At 56.5% G+C, this 19223-nt stretch carries 14 protein-coding genes and 1 pseudogene; 7 read left to right on the top strand and 8 right to left on the bottom strand.

Going from position 1 to position 19223, the window contains the following annotated elements:
- Positions 1-370: 370 nt before the first annotated feature.
- The 4 genes from DIE03_RS08670 to DIE03_RS08655 all read right to left on the bottom strand — a co-directional run bounded on the left by DIE03_RS08670 (position 371) and on the right by DIE03_RS08655 (position 5974).
- Positions 371-1084 carry a Stf0 family sulfotransferase gene (locus DIE03_RS08670; protein WP_124449346.1) on the bottom strand — a complete coding sequence of 238 codons (714 nt, stop codon included), beginning with the start codon at positions 1082-1084 and terminating at the stop codon, positions 371-373.
- 220 nt (positions 1085-1304) lie between these two features.
- A complete protein-coding gene (locus DIE03_RS08665; RefSeq protein WP_124449344.1) occupies positions 1305-2735 on the bottom strand; it encodes a mannose-1-phosphate guanylyltransferase/mannose-6-phosphate isomerase in 1431 nt (476 codons plus the stop codon).
- 41 nt (positions 2736-2776) lie between these two features.
- Positions 2777-4822 carry a capsular biosynthesis protein gene (locus DIE03_RS08660; RefSeq protein WP_124449342.1) on the bottom strand — a complete coding sequence of 682 codons (2046 nt, stop codon included), beginning with the start codon at positions 4820-4822 and terminating at the stop codon, positions 2777-2779.
- Entirely contained in the window at positions 4823-5974 is a 1152-nt protein-coding gene (locus DIE03_RS08655; protein ID WP_124449340.1) for a glycosyltransferase family 1 protein, read from the bottom strand. It abuts the gene before it with no gap.
- Positions 5975-6117: 143 nt separating this feature from the next.
- On the opposite strand from DIE03_RS08655, the gene DIE03_RS08650 reads away from it, so the two are divergent.
- The 7 genes and pseudogenes from DIE03_RS08650 (at position 6118) to DIE03_RS08625 (ending at position 15246) form a co-directional block, all read left to right on the top strand.
- Entirely contained in the window at positions 6118-7290 is a 1173-nt protein-coding gene (locus tag DIE03_RS08650; RefSeq protein ID WP_124449520.1) for a polysaccharide biosynthesis/export family protein, read from the top strand.
- A gap of 365 nt (positions 7291-7655) precedes the next feature.
- Positions 7656-7832, top strand: a pseudogene (locus DIE03_RS39055) (DUF4214 domain-containing protein); the annotation flags it as partial.
- Positions 7833-7865: 33 nt separating this feature from the next.
- Complete coding sequence (locus DIE03_RS08645; protein WP_260434831.1) at positions 7866-9713, top strand: hypothetical protein; 1848 nt, start codon at positions 7866-7868, stop codon at positions 9711-9713.
- A gap of 3 nt (positions 9714-9716) precedes the next feature.
- The gene (locus DIE03_RS08640) at positions 9717-11951 is read left to right on the top strand and encodes a glycosyltransferase (protein WP_124449336.1); all 2235 of its coding nucleotides are present in this window, start codon (positions 9717-9719) and stop codon (positions 11949-11951) included.
- A gap of 245 nt (positions 11952-12196) precedes the next feature.
- Positions 12197-13231 carry a GDP-mannose 4,6-dehydratase gene (gene gmd, locus DIE03_RS08635; RefSeq protein ID WP_027807947.1) on the top strand — a complete coding sequence of 345 codons (1035 nt, stop codon included), beginning with the start codon at positions 12197-12199 and terminating at the stop codon, positions 13229-13231.
- Positions 13232-13234: 3 nt separating this feature from the next.
- Complete coding sequence (locus tag DIE03_RS08630; protein ID WP_124449334.1) at positions 13235-14128, top strand: NAD-dependent epimerase/dehydratase family protein; 894 nt, start codon at positions 13235-13237, stop codon at positions 14126-14128.
- Complete coding sequence (locus tag DIE03_RS08625) at positions 14125-15246, top strand: glycosyltransferase family 1 protein (RefSeq protein ID WP_124449332.1); 1122 nt, start codon at positions 14125-14127, stop codon at positions 15244-15246. Before DIE03_RS08630 ends, DIE03_RS08625 begins: the two co-directional genes overlap by 4 nt.
- A 24-nt stretch (positions 15247-15270) precedes the next feature.
- Here DIE03_RS08625 and DIE03_RS08620 read toward each other — a convergent pair whose 3' ends face one another.
- From DIE03_RS08620 to DIE03_RS08605, 4 genes are all read right to left on the bottom strand, one after another.
- Positions 15271-16455 carry a glycosyltransferase family 1 protein gene (locus DIE03_RS08620; RefSeq protein WP_260434830.1) on the bottom strand — a complete coding sequence of 395 codons (1185 nt, stop codon included), beginning with the start codon at positions 16453-16455 and terminating at the stop codon, positions 15271-15273.
- A 112-nt stretch (positions 16456-16567) separates the two neighbouring features.
- The gene (locus DIE03_RS08615) at positions 16568-17221 is read right to left on the bottom strand and encodes an ABC transporter ATP-binding protein (RefSeq protein WP_124449328.1); all 654 of its coding nucleotides are present in this window, start codon (positions 17219-17221) and stop codon (positions 16568-16570) included.
- Positions 17218-18012 carry an ABC transporter permease gene (locus tag DIE03_RS08610; RefSeq protein WP_260434835.1) on the bottom strand — a complete coding sequence of 265 codons (795 nt, stop codon included), beginning with the start codon at positions 18010-18012 and terminating at the stop codon, positions 17218-17220. Before DIE03_RS08610 ends, DIE03_RS08615 begins: the two co-directional genes overlap by 4 nt.
- An 8-nt stretch (positions 18013-18020) precedes the next feature.
- A complete protein-coding gene (locus DIE03_RS08605; RefSeq protein WP_124449325.1) occupies positions 18021-19178 on the bottom strand; it encodes a hypothetical protein in 1158 nt (385 codons plus the stop codon).
- Between the last annotated feature and the right edge of the window lie 45 nt (positions 19179-19223).

Here is a 19223-nt window from a genome sequence, read left to right as displayed (position 1 = left end):
AAACGGACCGTAAGCGCTTGAATTTTTGCTGGGGGGTAAAGGTACCAGGCCACATCCAACCGCGAGCGCGGTAGTACCAGAATCGAGGATGTGGCTGTGCTCCTGCCGTTTATCAACAACACAGTTTTAGTACCGGTCAGAAGTAAAGTGATCGGCGATATGTGAGGTGGGGTAGCGATTGGGCGGCCACTGACTTCACTGTCCGGGTTCCCGTTTTCGGTCGTCGATGTTGCGTCGTATGTTGGTTTGGTGGTGGAGCATCGTCTGAAAATGCGGAGCGGTGCGAGTTCATTGAATTTTTTTTGCCATGCAATTCGAACTCGCATAAAACTGGCGGCTGCAGCTGGTGTGCTATTGGCGGTAGGGGTGTTTAGTAATAATTTTCCAGGAACCAGTCGACGAATTTGACGCGCGCAGCCTGTTTTTCGCTTTGTGATGTTTGCTTTATCTTTGCCAGATTGATTTCATTTGTTGTTTCCTGGTCGATCGGGAGGCCGCATAGCGTATTTATCTTGTTTATGTTTTCAATTTTGTGGTTGAGAAATTCCTCGTAGCCTATCTCGATGTGGCGATCCTGCGGGAGGGCGCTGGCAAATGATTCGAGGTAGATATCGGATAGCAAAATCGATTTCAGTGCTTCCTCGATTTCTACCGAATCCGGGCTGATGTTATTGTCCGGGGCGTTATTGGGGTCGTCGTAGTAATGATAGAGTCCGGATTTTCTCGCCATTGCAAGGCTAATGGCTTGTTGTATTTTGTTTTTCCTTCTTATTACAATCCAATAGGCGTTCTCGCCAAAGAAGGCGTCTTTTACGGCTTCGGACTTTGCAGACTCTCGTTTTATGATGGAAAGGGCTTTGCACATGATTTTCGATGAAGCCCATCCTTCGGGGTTTAGATATAGATTACTCTGAATCCCGATTATTTCGTCTGCGGTCGATTCCGCGTGCAAGCCGGAGAATTTCTCCTGCGCCAAATCCCAGAATTCATATCCGAATCGCTCGTTAAGATAGTACGAGATGGATTCTGCAATAAATGTTGATCCGGAGCGAACTTCGCTGGCAATGTAAAGGGTTTTTCTCACGGCGTCCTCTTGGGTTGCTTGATGCCGTTGCAGTGCGTGACTGTTGGCATCTTGCTGGTATTGTTATTGATGATTTTTATAAATTGATTTCGGCGTAGCTTGCGGATTTGGCTGGTTATCCTGCGGCTGGACGATAGTGGCGACAGGAGGCCGGCGGGGCGCGCGGCTTTTCGCGTGGCCCCTGGGTGCGGCGGCTTCGATCTCGGCTACCGTCGCGCTTTCACCGTGCGGACTCTCGGCCATACGTATCCTGAAAGCGGACGATATCGTCTTCTCCAAGGTATGCGCCTGATTGCACCTCGATCAACTCGAGCGGGATCTTGCCGGGATTGCTCAAGCGGTGTGTCGCGCCGAGCGGGATATAGGTCGACTGGTTTTCGGTCAGCATGATTTCATTGCCGCCGTTCGTGACCATTGCCGTACCCTTGACGACGATCCAGTGTTCGGCGCGATGATGGTGCATCTGCAGGCTCAGTTGCGCGCCGGGGTTCACGATGATGCGCTTGACCTGGAAACGGTCGCCCTGGTCGATGCCTTCGTAGGAGCCCCACGGACGGACAACGCGGCGATGCGTGACCGATTCGTGGCGGCCGGAGGCGTTCAGCCATTCGACGATTTTCTTGACGTCCTGGGTCTTGTCGCGGTGGGCGACCAGCACGGCATCGGCGGTTTCCACGATAACTATGTCGTCGAGGCCAATTGCCGCAACCATTCGGTGTTCGGCGCGGATATACGAATTCTTCACCGAGTCGGTGAAGATGTCGCCAATCAGAGCATTGCCGTGCTCGTTGGCGTCTGCGATGTCTGCGAGTGCGCTCCACGACCCAATGTCATTCCAGCCGAGGTCTGCCGCCGCGACGACGGCGGCCCGTTCGGTCTTTTCCATGACCGCATAGTCGATCGAAACGTTAGGGCATGCTGCGAACGCGTCGGCGTCGAGACGGAGGAAGTCGTTGTCTCGTTTGGCGGATTCGAACGCGAGTTCTGCCTGGCGGGCGATTTCCGGTGCATGGCGATGCAACTCTTCCATGTACGTGGACGCCTTCAGCATGAACATGCCGCTGTTCCAGTAGTAGTTGCCGTCGCTGAGGAAACGCTCGGCTGTCGGTGCGTCGGGTTTTTCGACGAACGCGTCGACCTTGTAGACCTGCTTGCCGTCCGCGATGGCCGGGCCGCGACGGATATAGCCGAAACCGGTGTGCGCTTCCGTCGGCGTGATGCCGAACGTGACGAGATGCTGGTCTGCTGCGATTGCCGCTGCCTCGGTGGCCGCAGCGATGAATGCGGGCTCGTTGAGGATGACGTGGTCGGACGGCAGCACCAGCAGCAGTGCGTCAGGCGATTCGTGCAGGGCGAGCAGGGCGGCGATCGCGATCGCGGGCGCGGTGTTGCGGCCCACCGGCTCGAGCACGATCGACGACGGCGTGATGTTGACCTGACGGAGTTGTTCCGCGACCAGGAAGCGCTGTTCGTTATTGGTGACGACGATGGGGGCCGTGGCGCCCGGAATATGCTGAAGGCGAGCCGCCGTCTGCTGGACGAGCGTTTGATCGCCCGTCAACTTCAGATATTGTTTTGGATAGCCGCCGCGCGACATAGGCCAAAGTCGGGTGCCGCTGCCGCCGCACAGAATTACCGGATAGATGTTCATGGTTGCAATCCCCGAGTCGAGTTTCCAATTTTGTGACTGGTTCACGATGCTTCGCGAGCCTGTTTCTTCATGATTTGTTGCCAGCGCCAAGCCAGGTGATGCGTTGCATTGCGAATCCAGCGCATGATCTTCAGGAAGGTTCGCGCATGATCGGCGTTTATTCGGCCAAGCGGGCGCGCTGCGAGCGGTGCAAGCCATTGAATCACGGCTTCTGGTGTCGTGAATAGCTGCAGGCGCCAGTCCCAATAGACAGGATAGCGTAGCATTACACCCGCCGTGAGCATGTCGAGCGACAGATTGCGGTTTCTCCAGGGCAAGGGGGCAAGTGCATCGTGTGTGAGGCCCCAGCCTGCGTAAAAGGGCAGTCCGTACGTGAATACGGCCTTGCCGCGCAGCAACGCGTCAAAGCCGGCGAGTGACGACAGCGTATGTACTTCGTCCGCGGCGTCGATCAGTGAGACGAGATCCGAGTCGACGTCGACAACGTCGGCTAGCCGCTCGGCATTGACGAGGCCGCTCCGGTTGCCGGAAAGGACATCGGGATGGGGCTTGTAAACGATAAAAGCCTCGGGGCGGCGTGCACGCACTTCACGTAGCAGCGCGTCTGCGGTGGAAATTGCACGCGTTCCCAGGCGGATGGAAGCGTCATCGGCCACCTGTCCCGGGACCAGCAAAACTGGTTTTCCGTGCGGTGCCAGCCATGTCGGTTTGCGCCGACCCAGATTGTATTTTGTCAAACCGAATTGAACGATCCGCGCACGCAGCTTGGCGGCTCGTGCCAGTTCCATTTCGCTGAATATCGTTCCATTCAGCAGGGTCGTGAGGTCGTTCGGGCGGCTTGCGTCGAAATACAGGCCGCTCATGTCCACCACCTGGCTGCAGGGGGCAATCATGTCCGACCCGAGTCCGGTCGAGTGGAGAAATCCGTCCTCGATTCTCACGTGACGCACGCCTTCGGGCACACCGTCCGAACTGCGTGCACCCCAAAGTACCGCGCATTCGCCACGGCGCAGCGAGCCTGGCTCACGTGTCCAGCGCAACGTACCACCGCCGGCCGTGAGGAATGGCGTGGCGAACGGGCGCTTCCACCACTGAAAGCGCACACCGACCACCTCACGCAGATCTGCGAACCGGGTTGAAACTGAGCGCTGTAATTCGATGCTGTCGAGCAACGCATCAAGGCTGCCCGGCGCGTGCGTCGCCGGGTCCAGGTAATTCGCCAGACGCAGGAACACGACATCGAAAAATGCTGCCAAGGTTGGCCGCGTTGCGCGGCCGCCCGTCATGCCGTGATCGTTTGTCAGCCCCCAGCCCGAGTAGTAGGGCGCGCCGAATGTGTGGACCGGGACGCCCGCGAGCAATGCATACATACCCTCCGGTGCCGCTACCGTATAGACATGATCGACGTGGCGAAGCGCGGCGCAGGTCGAATATTCGTCGCCGATATGTTGTGTACCGGGCGGCAAGGCGCGGACCAGTGACGATAGCCAGTGACCGGTACCATGGTCACCGCTGCGCGCCAGCCAGAACTGAGCGTTAGGATGCGAGGCGAGCGCGTTTTCGATCATTTGTTCGAACGCCTGTCGACGCTTTTTGGGCGATTCGTCCGTGCAAGCGGATCGCAGACGTTCGTCGAACAGCAACACTCGCGTGGCGTCGGGCGGTGCCAGCAGGGCGGGCGGGCAGCGGGGCACACGGTGTTCCGGATCCAGTGCGTAGCTGTCGAGCACGCGCTCCATCAATTTTGTGACGTCGGGTGATTTGCCTGCGTCGTCGGTGGTAGCAAATGCGCGGCTGATCGCTTCGGAGAGCGTTTGTGGTCCGGTTTCGGTGCGATGCACGACGAACCAGGAAAGCAGCGGCATGCGTCGACCATTGCGTGCCAATAGCGGCCCCGGTGAGGCTGCGTGGACGGCGAACCCGGCGGCGCGAGCAATGCGCAGCATGAGTCGTCCCGGACGAGTGTCCGTCCAGATGCAATTCGACCGCCGCATCAGCCAACTGATGAAACGCGATCCGCGCGTGACGCTGCGAAGATCGAATACCGGATCACGCAGATTCGGGTAATGGCGTGCCGGATCGCTCATCTATTGCAGTGTTTCCAGGAAATTGTCGACGCGGGCAAAGTGTTCGGACCACGTGGGTTCGCGAAAGTCCTCAATACGCGCGAGTTGAGCGTCGCGTTCCATGCACGCTGGCTGGCTGTATGCTTCGATGTGAGCGAGCCAGTTGAGGCCGTCCAATGGGTCGAGATAGTCGGGAATGCCGCCGGCAATTTCGCGAAATACGCCGAGATCGCTGGCGAGCACAGGCACCCTTAGTGCGAGTGCTTCGACGAGAGGCATTCCGTAGCCTTCGACAAACGACGGGAAAAGAAGCGCGCGCGCGTGCTGCAGCCACATATGAAGCTGATCATCGGAGCAATCGGCCTCTTCTATGACCACGCCGCGGAGGCTCGAGCAACGATCGAGCATATCGACAACGTTCTCGCATTCCCACCCGCGACGTCCGATGACGATGAGCTTCGGTGCGGCCGCACCGTGCCGTTCGACGAGCCTGCGCCACACATGCAACATGAACCAGTGGTTCTTGCGCGGCTCAATGGTGCCGAGCATGACGAAATACGGATGATTCAGAGGGCTGGGCCCGTGAGGGCGGGTGGCGACGCCGGACGCCAGGGGCGCAACCACGGTGGGCGGCAGGGGGAACCCTGCGAGGTCGGCCTCGCTGGCAAGCGAGTCAAGCGTGGCCTGCGAGTTGGCAATCAGACCATTGGCGTGCTGCAGCGCAGTATGAATGCGTAGCCGGTGAGCATCGTCGACGCCGGGCCGGCAGTATTCCGCGTGCGTAAGCGGAATCAGATCATGCACCATGAATACGGAGCGGGCGTTCCGGCGCGCCATGGCGTGGTAATAGCGCTGAAACTCCATTCCATTGTGGCTCGTATGCAACAAAATGCTGCGTGCGAAATTTTTAAAACGTAGCTGGTTCATGACGGATCGCACCACCAGCTTTTGAATCGCACGACGATTACGAGCGGACGACAGCAGCATTTCAAATACTTGCCGAGAATCTCTGTCAGTCAAAACGACGGAAAATCCACGCTCGCTCAGTACCGCGTTTGCCTGGGCACCATACCGTTCCACATAGGCCAGCCCCACGCGGTCCACGCCAGTTGGCCGCAAGCCATCGGAGAGGCGGGACAGCAGGCGGGTGACGTCCAACAAGATATGTGACACGCGAATACAAGATTTTTGTGGTAATGGATGTGCGGCAGGGACGCACAGTCCCGCTGACGTGGTTTTTTTGCTCGCAACATTCTATTTGATTCTGTAACGTGCGACAATTTGCGCCGACCATAATTTACCAAGACTACCAAGCAATGTCGCGTGTTCGGATGAATGCTCTTTGGGTTTCGATTATCGGGGGAGCAGCCTTGCTGGCTGGTTGTGCGGGGGCAATTCCGACATCCGGACCGAGCCGGTCGCAGATTGATGATGCTGGTCAGGCACCAAATACTACGGGTATCCAGGTCGTCGATGTCACGGACGATGTCGCACGCAAGCTTCTGGCTGAACGAACCCATTCCGACTTCTCTGCTGCGCTCGGCAACGGCACGGCATTCCAGCGGCAATTGGGTGTAGGTGACACGATCGAAGTGTCGATCTGGGAGGCGCCACCTGCAACGCTGTTTGGCGCCGCACAGTCTGATGCGAAGACCGGTGTCGGCAGCGGTGCGCACGCGACAGTTCTGCCTGATCAGATGATCGATGGCGATGGGAACGTCAGCGTGCCGTTCATCGGTCTCGTGCGGGCTGCCGGGCGCACGCCGACTCAACTGCAGCGTGAAATCATGGAGCGCCTGAAGTATATGGCGCACGATCCACAGGTGTTGGTCAAGCTGTCGCGAAACGTCACGTCATATGTGACCGTAGTCGGGGATGTGGCAAACAGCAATCGCATGCAGCTTACGGCTCGCGGAGAGCGGGTGCTCGATGCCCTGGCGAGCGCTGGTGGGGTGCGTCAGGCGATAGACAAAATTACGATTCAGGTTACGCGCGGCGATAAAGTAGTGTCGTTGCCGCTGGAAACCGTCATTCGTGATCCGCGCCAGAATGTTCCGCTGCATGCAGGAGATGTGGTAACGGCGCTGTTTCAGCCGTACAGCTTCACATCCCTTGGTGCGACAGGCAAGAACCAAGAATTCAATTTTGAGGCGCAGGGTATTACGCTTGCGCAGGCGTTAGCACGAGCTGGCGGGCTGCAGGATTCGCGCTCCGACCCGCGCGGGGTGTTCATTTTTCGGCTTGAAAATGCATCCGCGCTGCAATGGCCAAATGTCCCTGTTCGTACCACGGCTGATGGTAAGGTACCGGTCGTGTATCGTGTGAATCTCAAGGACCCGAATTCGTTCTTTGTTGCCCAGAGCTTCATGATCGACAACAAGGATCTGTTGTATGTGTCGAACGCGCCGGTCACCGAGATCCAGAAGGTATTGAATCTGGTGTTCTCGGTGGCGTATCCGGTAGTAACGGGCGTGCAAACATTCAAGTGATGCTCCAGGTGATGGAGCTAAGTTAGTGTGGCCGCTCGCTTGAAGTTCTTTCAAATTTATTGTCGTTGGCAAACGTGGATAGGGCATGCGTCGATACCGTTCCACACCGGGGAAGCGATATCGACGAATCGGGCCAACGGTATCTGGCTCAACCTGTAGAGTTTGTGCGCGGGCACGGCGACGTTCACGCGTGCAATCCAAGGCAGGTTGAGCCTTTTGTCAGTTCAGGTTTTTATTAAACAGCAGCTTGAATTAATCGCATCCGTTTTCCTCGATTTGGTTTGATTTGAGAAATGTTGGTGCGAGTTAAATTCAGTCGGCGTCGGCTTCTGTTTTCGTAACAATCCGCGTTCCGAGTCAAGAATATGCAGACCGTAATCCTATCCGAGCTTTTGCCATATAACGGCGAACAACTCATCGAACAATGCTACCAAAGGATTTTGCTGAGAGAGCCCGATCCGGAGGGGCGGCAGCACTATCGCAGGATGCTTGGCAGCGGGAGGAGCAAGTTCGCGGTCGTACGGAGCATTGCACGAAGCGCAGAGGCGCGAAAGCTCGGGACTCGAGTGCATGGCATGAAGTTCGCCGCCATTGGCGAGCGCGTCATGGAAATTCCAGTCTTGGGAACGATCGTCGCTGCCTTCTGGCTCGTAGGCGACGCGCCTGCAGTGTTGCGCGATATTCGAGCAGGACGCGAACTGGCTTCCGAAGGCCACCTCAGAATCGGGGCCCTGGAGACGCAGCTCGAGCGGCAGCGCGATCTCGACCCTATCTTCAATACCGTGAATTCAAGTCACCAGTACATGCGCGATGTCGAGCGTCGACTGGCGGTATTGGAGAGTAAGGTCGCAAATGGGCAAGTGCATTCGTCGCAAAGCGAATCGTCCGAAATCCATGCGATCCGGGCTACGCTGGCGGCTGACGTTCAGCGGCTCGCCGAGGAACTGGATTCGCTCCGGAATTTCGCTTCGTCGATTCCTGCGACAATGCGCGCCATTGAGCGGCGGATGGCGGAGTTGGAGGTCAATGCGCTCAACGAACGGGAGCGGGCTTCGCAACGTGATGCGTCCGAACTCGGCTCGACTGTCTCTGTTCTGGCGGCAGAAATTCAGCGGATTGCACATGAACTGGAAGCTTTCAAGAACTTCGCTTCGTCGATCCCTGCGACGATGCGTGACCAGTTGACGCGGCTGATTGCCCTTAAGCAAGAAATCGGACAAATCGGGACGCCGGGCTGGAAGTCGAGTATCTCTGGCAGACTCGAGCATGCAATCACGACGCTCGAGGCGCACGACGCAAAATTCGCGAAACTGTTTGTCGACGCGACACAGAAGGACGAAGAACGGGAGCGTGCACTTGCAAAAGTCGAAGAATGCGCCGTTCTGGCTCAGGCGGTGGATTCGCGTGTCAGCATGCTTGAGCAACTGGTAGACCACTCGACGTTGCGTGCGGCAAGTGAAGTGCAGCGCCTGGACCAATCGGTACATCGGATCGCACAGCAGGGGGCGCGCCTCGACATCGTCGACGGTGCACTTGGAACGCTTCGCACCGAATGTGCACGGCTGGCCCAAGAGTTCGACCGTGAGAGTCTTGAACGAGGTCAGTTGGCGTCAAGGATTGATGGCGCTTGTGAATTGATCGACAGGCAAGATAGTGAGTCCGCCGCCATTCAACATGCATTGAATGTCGTGCGGGCAGAGTTTGCCGCACGCGCAGGAGACCATGCTTCCAGCGTGGAGCAGCTTGCTGCTGGCGCGGCTGCATTGAACGAAAGTGTCGACGAAATCCGTGCTTCGATTCAGCGCGCGTATAACCGAATCGAGTTTGTTCGACGGGAAACTCTGTTCGAATTGAAGTACGGTGCCGCTGCCGCATTTGCAAATAAGCCTGACGTTGTGTCGGCGCGAATCATCAATACAGCAAAAGTTGAAGAAGCACGTGTTACGGGGTTGAAACTGAACGTCGGCTGCGGACACATTCCTTTGGCTGATCATGTCAATGTCGATTCCCGCGAATTGCCTGGTGTAGATATTGTCGCCGAGGCTACTGGTCTTCCGTTCGGCAATGGTGAGGTATCGGTTCTACGCGCGGCACATCTGATCGAGCACTTTCCGCAAGAGCAGTTGCGAAGAGAGGTTCTGCCTTATTGGCGCTCGATCTTGAAGTCTGGCGGAACGCTACACGTGATCGTGCCCGATGCCGAGCACATGTTTGCCGAGTATTACCGTGGAACCTATCCATACGAACACTTCCGCACGGTTCTTTTCGGTGGGCAGGATTACGGTGGCGATTTTCACTACAACATGCTGATGCCTGATCAGTTAAGCATGTTGTTGCGCGAAGCAGGTTTCGAAACCGTCCGATGGCTGGCGCGTGGTCGCAAGAATGGCCTGTGCTTTGAAATGGAACTGGAAGCCGAGTAAAACATGCGGGCAAATCCGAAGACACTCTCTGTCGTTATTAATACGTGTAACCGTGCAACAAGCCTGGATAAGACGATCAGCTCGCTTTTTCAGCAGGCTTGTCCGCAGATGGAAATCGTCGTGGTGAATGGGCCGTCTACGGACAACACGGAGCAGATTCTTTCGAAATATGCGGGTCGAATCAAGACTTTGCGTTGCTCCGAATTCAATTTGTCGGTGTCCAGAAACATCGGCATTGCTGCGTCTTCCGGTGATGTAGTGGCCTTTATCGATGACGACGCCTTTCCGGAGCCCTTCTGGGCGGAGCGATTGCTTGCGGCTTACACGAGCAACGATGTCGGGGCAGTAGGCGGTCATGTTTTCGACCAGACCGGTATCGACTATCAGGCTACCAATATTATTTGTGACCGATACGGCAGCGCATGGCCTAAGGAGAAGCATGATCCGTCGGATCTCTACAGTTTTCCTCATGCGTTCAAATTCAGCGCATTGATCGGAACGAATAGTTCGTTCCGGCGTGATGTCTTGCTCGAAGTTGGCGGTTTTGACGAGGAGTATGAGTACTTCCTCGACGAGACCGATGTATGCGTTCGGGTAATCGATGCAGGGTACAAGGTCGTACAGATTGATCATGCGCTGGTGCATCACAAGTTCTTGCCGAGTCATATGCGAAATGCGCGCAAGGCAACGGTGCATCACTATCCGATCCTGAAAAACACATTGTATTTCGCGTTACGCTATGCGAGCCCCCAGGTCGGTATAGACGCCGCTCTGACGCATGGTGAGAACGTTTATCAGGCTCATCTTCGAGACGCAAAGTGGTTTGTCGAGCACGGCGAACTTCCTGCGGAGAAGCTTGCGAGCCTTCCGGCTGTTTACGTGAAGGCCCGCAATGACGCGCTTGAGCGGTACCAGGCGCCTGCGAAATATCTAACCGCGGATTTGCTGGAAAGTCATGCGTCGGACTTTTTGCCAGCCAGCGCGACACGTTCAGCCGGAGAGACGCAGCTGTGTGTCGTGCTGCTGTGCCGTCAGTACGACGCGGTGGATTCCGGCATTGCTCGCTTCATTGGCGTTCAGGCCAGAGCGCTTGCGGCTCTTGGTCATATCGTCCATGTTCTGACGCTTGTGCAAAGCGATGCCCGGATCGACTGGGAGGATGGGGTGTGGGTACATCGTCTCACGGCAGGTTGGTATGACGACCAACCGGCAGATCTTCCGTTTAAAGTACACGCGAGCCAATGGTGCTATTCGCGGGCGATGCTCGACGAGGTTCGGAACATCAACTCGCGACACAAGGTCGATGTCGTGGAAGCCCCGGTTTGGGATAACGAGGCAATTGCATTTACCACTTCCGGAGAGTTCCCGGTGGTGGTGAGTCTTCAGACTTCACTTGGTATTGCGTTGGAATCGCATCCAGAGTGGCGCGATGACAAGGAGCACATGGAGAACTTCGTTCTGCCGGCGTTGGAGGCGGAGAATTTCATCCTGGCCCAATGTGACTCCATTCGCGCTATCAGCCGTGCGATCGTTGACGAAATCGAGACGCGGAACGAGATTGTAATGAATCCGTCGAGTGTCGAAATTTGCAATCTTTCACTTGAAGATCGCTCAAGCGGATTGCCTGCGCGCGAGCAGCCGAAGCTTGAAGTGTTCTTCCTGGGGCGTTTGGAGCTTCGTAAGGGCATTGATGTTCTTCTGGACGCAATTCCGAAGGTGCTTAAGCGTTTGCCGAATGTGCACTTCAATCTGGCAGGTGATGACCAAATAGCAGCACCTGGTTCGAAAGAAACGTTCCGCCAGATTTTCACACGACGGTATCCGGAATTGACGAAGCAGGTCCACTTTCTCGGAAAGATCTCGGACTCGGAGGTGGATGCCCTTTTCGAGAGTGCATCGCTGTTTGTCGCACCCTCGCGATTCGAGTCGTTCGGCTTGATTTACGTCGAGGCGATGATGTTCGGTGTCCCGTGTGTGGGTTGCAAAGTCGGTGGTGTGCCTGAAATCCTCGGCGAAAGCAACGGCGGATTGCTTGTCGAGCCCGGAAATTCGGACGAGCTCGCAAGTTCCATTGTGAAATTGCTTCAGAACCCCAAGCAGAGACTTACTCTCGGCCGCGAAGGTCGGCGTGCCTATGAGCGACGCTTCTCGCCGCCTGTGATCTCGGGGCAACTTGTCGATTTATATTTGCGAGCGATGCACAAGCACGCCGAACAGCGTCGCGGTAAGCCCCAATGACGCGGTCGACAGAATCTGATGGCCGAATGCTGAGCGACGCATTTGCGCGACTTGCTCGACTGCAATTGTGATGGCCATTGTGTCGAGGTCCTTGAATTGTAAGCATGCAAAATGCGTCTTACATGATCGGCGGAATGGGCCGCGAGGGTTGTACATAAATTCCGCATGTCATCTGATGTAGAGAATTTATAAGTCGCAGGCAAACGTCGGTATAAACCAATTGAATTATAGAGGTCTGAATAATCATGAAGAAGGCGATCATTACCGGGGTAACTGGGCAGGATGGGGCCTATCTGGCGAAGCTTCTCCTGGAACAAGGCTACACGGTATTTGGAACTTATCGCCGCACCAGCTCGGTTAATTTTTGGCGTGTCGAAGAGCTCGGGATCGCTCAACATCCGGATTTTCATGTGGTCGAGTATGACCTCACGGACCTCGGTTCGAGCATAAGATTGTTGCAGCAGACGGAGGCCACCGAAGTTTATAACCTCGCGGCGCAAAGTTTTGTTGGGGTATCGTTTGATCAACCCGCAACTACCGCTGAGATAACCGGGATCGGTGCGCTCCACCTTCTTGAAGCAATCCGGATCGTCAACCCCGGGATCCGCTTCTATCAAGCCAGCACCTCGGAAATGTTCGGCAAGGTGCAAGCCGTTCCGCAAACCGAAGATACGCCTTTCTATCCGCGCAGCCCGTATGGGGTGGCGAAGCTGTATGCACACTGGATGACGGTGAACTACCGCGAGAGCTACAACATATTCGCCAGCAGCGGAATTCTCTTCAATCACGAGTCACCGCTGCGCGGCCGTGAGTTTGTAACGAGAAAGATCACCGACAGCATTGCGAAGATTCGCCTCGGCAAGCTTGACACCCTCGAGCTCGGGAATCTGGATGCGAAACGCGACTGGGGATATGCGAAGGAGTACGTCGAAGGAATGTGGCGCATGCTTCAGGCGGACAAGCCGGACACATACGTGCTGGCCACCAACCGGACGGAGACCGTTCGTGATTTCGTCAGCATGGCCGGGAAGGCGGCCGGTTTTGACATCATGTGGGAAGGCAAGGACGAGAACGAGGTGGGTGTCGACGTTGCGACTGGCAAGGCGATCGTGAAGATCAACCCGAAGTTCTACCGGCCTGCAGAAGTTGATTTGCTGATTGGCGATCCCGCAAAAGCGCGCACGGAGCTTGGTTGGGAACCCCGCACCACGCTCGAGCAGCTTTGCGAAATGATGGTCGAGGCGGATATTCGCCGCAACGAAATTGGCTTTTCATTCTGACGCATGGCCAGGATTCTGATCACTGGTATCTCCGGCTTCACGGCGCGCCACCTTGCTGGCGCGCTGCTTCGCGCAGGGCATGATGTTTGTGGTGTCGCCCATCGCCCCTTGCCGTCAGCCAGCGTGCGTACGCATGTGTGCGACTTGCTCGACAAATCGAAGCTGACCGACATTCTTGCCGAGGAACGGCCCGACGCCATCGTTCACCTCGCCGCGATCGCATTCGTTGCGCATGGCGATGTCAATGCGATCTACCAGACCAACGTGCTAGGTACGCGTACGCTGCTTGATGCGGTAGCTGCGTCCGGTTGCTCGCCGCGATCGCTGCTGGTCGCTAGCAGTGCGAATGTTTATGGTAACGCTGACGTCGAAGTGATTGACGAGTCGGTCGGTGCGCAACCGGCCAACGATTATGCGGTTAGCAAGCTTGCGATGGAATATGTCGCCCGCCTGTGGGAGGGGCGGTTGCCCATTACCATCGTGCGACCATTCAACTATACGGGCGTTGGTCAAAGCATCGATTTTCTATTGCCGAAAATCGTTTCGCATTTCCGCGACCGCGCACCGGTGATCGAGCTCGGGAATCTTCATGTGGTGCGGGATTTCTCCGATGTCCGGGTGGTCGTCAATGCATATATGAGGCTCCTCGATGGTGATTTCGCTGGCCAGACGTTTAATGTCTGCAGCGGGGTGGGGAGCGCTTTGCAGGACATTCTTGAGATCATGCGCGAACTGGCCGGGTATAGCCCGGAAATCCGGGTTAATCCTTCCTTCGTACGTGCAAATGAGGTGAAAAGGCTGATCGGCTCAAAAATCAAACTTGAGCAGGCGATCGGCCCGTTGGAGGCGATTCCGTTACGCGATACGCTTCGCTGGATGCTGGAGACTCCCGCATGAGATTGGCGCTCGCCGTAGACGCTATCGCACCTCCACTTACCGGAATCGGTCGATATGCATGGGAGCTCGCGAGCCGCTACCAGGCGATGCACGGGGAGTTTGATGCGTTGCGCTTCTTCTGCGCCGACCGCTGGGTCAAAGATCCGACCCATCTGCTGGATTCCGTGTCCGGCAAGACCTCCGGGCGCAAAGGAAGATTCCGTCTTCCGCGAACGCCGAGGAGTTGGCGGCAGTGGCGGTTACGGCGCGAAATGCGGGGTCACGTATTTCATTCCCCCAATTACTTCCTGCCCGATCAGGTTGACGGTGGCATCGTGACGGTGCACGATCTTTCCGTGTTCAAGTATCCCGAGACTCATCCCGTTGAACGTATCCGGCACTTCGAGCGTAGCTTTGCGTCGACATTGCGTCGCGCGACACACTTGATCACGGACTCGGATGCTACGCGTGCCGAAGTGATCGACTATTTCGGATGGCCATCTGAACGCGTGACGGCGATTGGCCTTGGAGTCCATGATAAATTTCGCGTGCGCGATGCGTCAGAAGTGGGGGCGCAATTGCTTGAACATGGCCTCGTGCATGGCGGCTATTCGCTTTGCGTTTCCACGCTCGAACCGCGCAAGCGAATCGACCGGCTGCTTGATGCTTACCGCGATATTCCGCTGGCGCTGCGCTCCTCCTACCCGTTGGTGCTCGCTGGCAGCAAGGGGTGGCTAAGTGATGCATTGCAGGAACAAATCCGCGCAGGCGTAAGGGAAGGGTGGTTGAAGTATCTCGGCTTTGCCGATGAGGCGTTCCTGCCGCTGCTTTATTCGGGTGCCAAGGCGTTTCTATTTCCGTCGATCTATGAGGGATTCGGCCTGCCCGTGCTTGAGGCGCTGGCAAGCGGAGTACCTACCTTGACCTCGAACCATTCGTCACTGCCGGAAGTGGCAAATGGCGCTGCGTGGCTGGTCGAGCCAAACGATCACGACGCTCTACGAGACGGGATCGAACGAGTCTTGTGCGACAACGCGTGGCGTATCGACGCAATCGGCCGCGGCCTCGATGTTGCGCGTGTAACCACATGGGACCAATGTGCGAAACGCACACTTGATGTCTGCCGCCGTTTCGCCTGAGCATGGCAGGCGGCGACTCACCGACTAGCCTAACGACGTCAGCAACGTTCGAAGCTGATTTGCACTGGCATTCCAGGTCTGGACATTCATCGCGTTGCTCGCGATTGCCGTGCCACTCTGGATTTTGGTCAGCCACGTAGACAACTGCGGAGCAAGTTCGCTGCCGTTGTCCGCGGTGAAAAACGATGCATGCGCGCCGGCGATCTCCCGGAACACCGGGAGATCGCGAGCGAATATCGGCATACCGTACCGTGCGGCCTCGACGAGCGGCAAGCCGAAGCCCTCGGCCTCCGACGCCATCAACAGTCCATCGAGCTGCGTGTATAGTCGCCCCAACTCATCGTCATCGACTTCGGAGAGCCAGAAGAGCCGTTTTCCGGCTTCCGCATGTTGCGTCAAGCGTTCAGCCAATGAATCAATTTGCCAACCTGGCTTGCCGGCGATGACCAGCGAACCTTCGAAGCCGTCGCGCCATAATCGATCGAACGCGTCAAGGACCTGGGCATGGCCTTTGCGCGGCTCGATCGTTCCGACCATGAGCGTGGTGGGAGCGCCACCGGAGCTGTAGATCTGCGGCTCTATCGATTTCACCGCGCGTCTCGGCGACGAATCAACGGGGGCGGCGGAACCGAGGTGAAACCAGTGCGTCGCTATTTCATTCTGCGCGAATCTGAATCGGCGATTCAAACAATCGCGCACTTCGTCGGACACCGATTTCGAGATGCAAAACAGCGCGTCCGCGTGTACCGCGAGTGTTGATAGCCAGTGGCGATACGAACGGCGCGCGCGAGGTGTGAACCACTCGGGATGAAGAATCGGCAGCAGGTCGTAAACAATGAACGCGCAGCGAACACCTTGCGTGCGCCATTGAAGTAGTTCTGCCTGACGGCGGGGCAAGATGCGGCTGGTCAGGTCAAGACCGAGAAAGATATCCCCGTTCGAGATGCGAAGGTGCTCATCTTCTTTTGCGACCCTGGATCCGGTAAGCGATGCTTGCCACGCACTGGCGTAGCGATAGGGCTGTGTCCTTGTAGCCCGGACGAGGCGAACCTCGAAACCGGGTGGCGGAGATTCGAGCAGATCGAGCGCCAGTGACTTCACGACACGCTGGATGCCGGTCCCGGCGTCGTGCGATGCAATGATCGACACGTCGATCAGCAGCGTCCTTTTTGACGAGGCATTTGGGCCTTCGGCCGGGGCGAGTGCCATGACGGCACGCCTTGCGAGACTCGCGAATCGCGGTGCGCACCATATCGCTGCACACTGCAGAGTTGCGGCATTTAGCGTGCTGATTGTGCGATGCATTCGAAAACGACCGGTTTCAAACCACGGTTTCTTGATAGAAGGTGTAGGCGTCTTCGATGTCGTCGAATGTGTGTAGCTTACCCTGAACCAGGACCGCAGCACGGTCACAGTGCTCGCGAATATATCCCGAGTCATGGCTCACAATGATGAGGGACCTGTCTCGCCGTCGCTCGAAAAGCTCGTGGTGGCACTTGTCATGAAAGCGACTGTCGCCCACCGCCACAATTTCGTCGATCAGAAAACAATCAAACTCGATCGCCATCGATATCGCGAACGCCAGTCTCGCACGCATACCGGCCGAATAACTCTTCACGGGTTCGCGCAGATAATAGCCAAGCTCAGAGAATTCCTGGACGAATGGCTCGGCTGCTTTGGGATCCGCGCCGTACACACGGCAAATGAACCGCAGGTTGTCCATGCCGGTCAGGCTGCCCTGGAACGCGCCACCAAATGCAAGGGGCCACGAAACGCTCATGTTGCGGCGAATCTTGCCTTCGGTCGGCAATTCGGCGCCACTGATCATGCGGATCATGGTTGATTTTCCTGCGCCGTTGCGGCCGAGAATGCCGATTTTCTCGCCGGTTCGCACCTGCAGGTTGATCGTATCCAGCACACGGCGACGACCCTGTCGGGTGTGGTAATCCTTACTGACGTCGACGAGCTCGATCATTCCGGTTCAACCCGCTTGCTTGCATCTTTTACGAGAGAAAGGCCGATGAACAGCAGCGCCAAATCGCACCAGACCATATAACGGATATCGTAGTGCGCTTTTACGAGTGTGCCGAAATATCCTGCACGTAGCATTTCCGCGCCGTGAACCATGGGTAACAGCAAGACGACTTTCTGAAAGGCGGGCGGCAACCACTCCACCATGAAGAGTGCGCCGGATAGCGGGAAGAGCAGGTAAGCGACCGTATGCCAGACCCGGTCAGCAGCCTCGCTGCGCTCGCTTAACGCGCCGATAATGAATCCGAGCGAGCTGCCGAAGATTGCCAAATGTATCCAGCCACCGATGATAAGCGTCAGATCTTGAGGTGCCGACATCATCCCCAGCGTCATGAAGACGATGGTTAGAAATACAAAGGAAATCGTAGTGCCAGTGATTTCGAGCGCTACTCGCGCAATGAAAAGATCAATTACACGCACGTTCCGGTGATAGAGCAGCGCCTGGTTTGGCTCGATTGCGAGCGCACACCGGTTTGCACAATTGCGCCACAATAGCACTGATGAATATCCGGTTACTGCAAAGGCAGTAATCGGGAGGTTGGACCCATGGGTTGCTTTCGTGGCGGTCCAAAGTCCAAGAATCCCCAGCGTGAACATCATCGGCTCGAAGAAAATCCACAAGAAGCCGACGTTGTGCCTCCCGTACCGTGTGAGAATCTCGCGCATTAACAGCGCACCGACCACGCGCAACTGAATTTGCAGCGACCTCAGCAAGGGGGTGTCGTGATGCAAGATGCCTGTCCTTAATCGTGGTGTTCCCGCACGCCGGCGAGCAGCAGGCTCAGGACGCCCCAGGCGATCATTCCCAATGCGAACACCTCGAATACGGACTTAAGTCGCTTGGGCTCTATTGCCACATCCGGTGCATTCGGTTGCACCAATCTTTCCAGATAAAGCTGTTTCCGTTCCGCTTCGCCTCGAGCGCTTTCCAATGCAGTCATCGCCGAAGCAAGTTGCTTGTCCGCGAATTGCGCATCGAGCTGCAATCGCGCATAGTTCGCGGCCTTCTGTGAAAGCGAATCCTTGCCACCAGTTACCCCACCGGTTGCAATCTGAATCTGTTTCTGCATCGATTCGATGTTCGTCTTTAACACCGGAATTTGCGGGTTTTGCGGTGAAATGGACTGCAGTTGCATGAGCTGCGTTTGCGCGGCGAACATCTGCGATTGCAGGCTGGTTACCTGCTGGAGCTGTAGCGCGGATTGCTTCTCTGGATCGAACACAGTGTATGAGTTTCGGTAGGCTGCCAGTGCCGCTGCAGCATCCTTTGCCTTTGCCGCGGCCTGGTTGACCTCACGCTGGGCAAACTCTACGGTATCCGCCGCTGCCCGCTGGTTCATCCGGTTTACGAGGCGCTCGCTGATTTCCAGAAGCGTCTGGTTTATCTTTTCAGCGTCTTTCGACGTAAACGCTCGAACTTGCAGCGTAGTAATTGCAGACGTGGAATCAAACTCCACCGATACGACGTGCTTGCCGTAGTATTTCCACAAGGCTTCGAAGCTATCGTCGAAGCTTGTGTTGAATCGGCTAATAATGTCGCCCCGATTCGAGTAGGAATTAAGGATATAGTTACCGCGATTCAACTCGGCAAGTGCATCGCGTGACTGAATATAGTCGACTACGGGGTAAGTGTCATCTTGGGCCCGTGAGAACCCGGTGCCTTGAAGCAGAGCGCCGACTACGCTTGTCTGGTTTTGTCGTTGGGGGCTGCGGACTACGAAACGCGATTCCGAAACATAGACATCAGATGCCACAAGCCCATAATAGACCGTTGCGATCGTGGTGGGCACGAGCACCGTTAGCGCAAAGAGCCGATTGATCTTCTTGATCTGCTCTATCAGGCCTTTCTTGGTTCCTGTTGGCGATCCCGATGTCGCCGTCCTGCTAGATACGTTATCCAACTCTTTTCCAGGCTGTTTGGTCCCTTTGCACGGTTCACCACTTTG

Origin of the sequence: Burkholderia sp. Bp8992 (genome assembly GCF_003853705.1) — a bacterium.
Lineage (GTDB): Bacteria > Pseudomonadota > Gammaproteobacteria > Burkholderiales > Burkholderiaceae > Burkholderia.
This window is presented reverse-complemented; position numbering and strand designations above follow the sequence as displayed.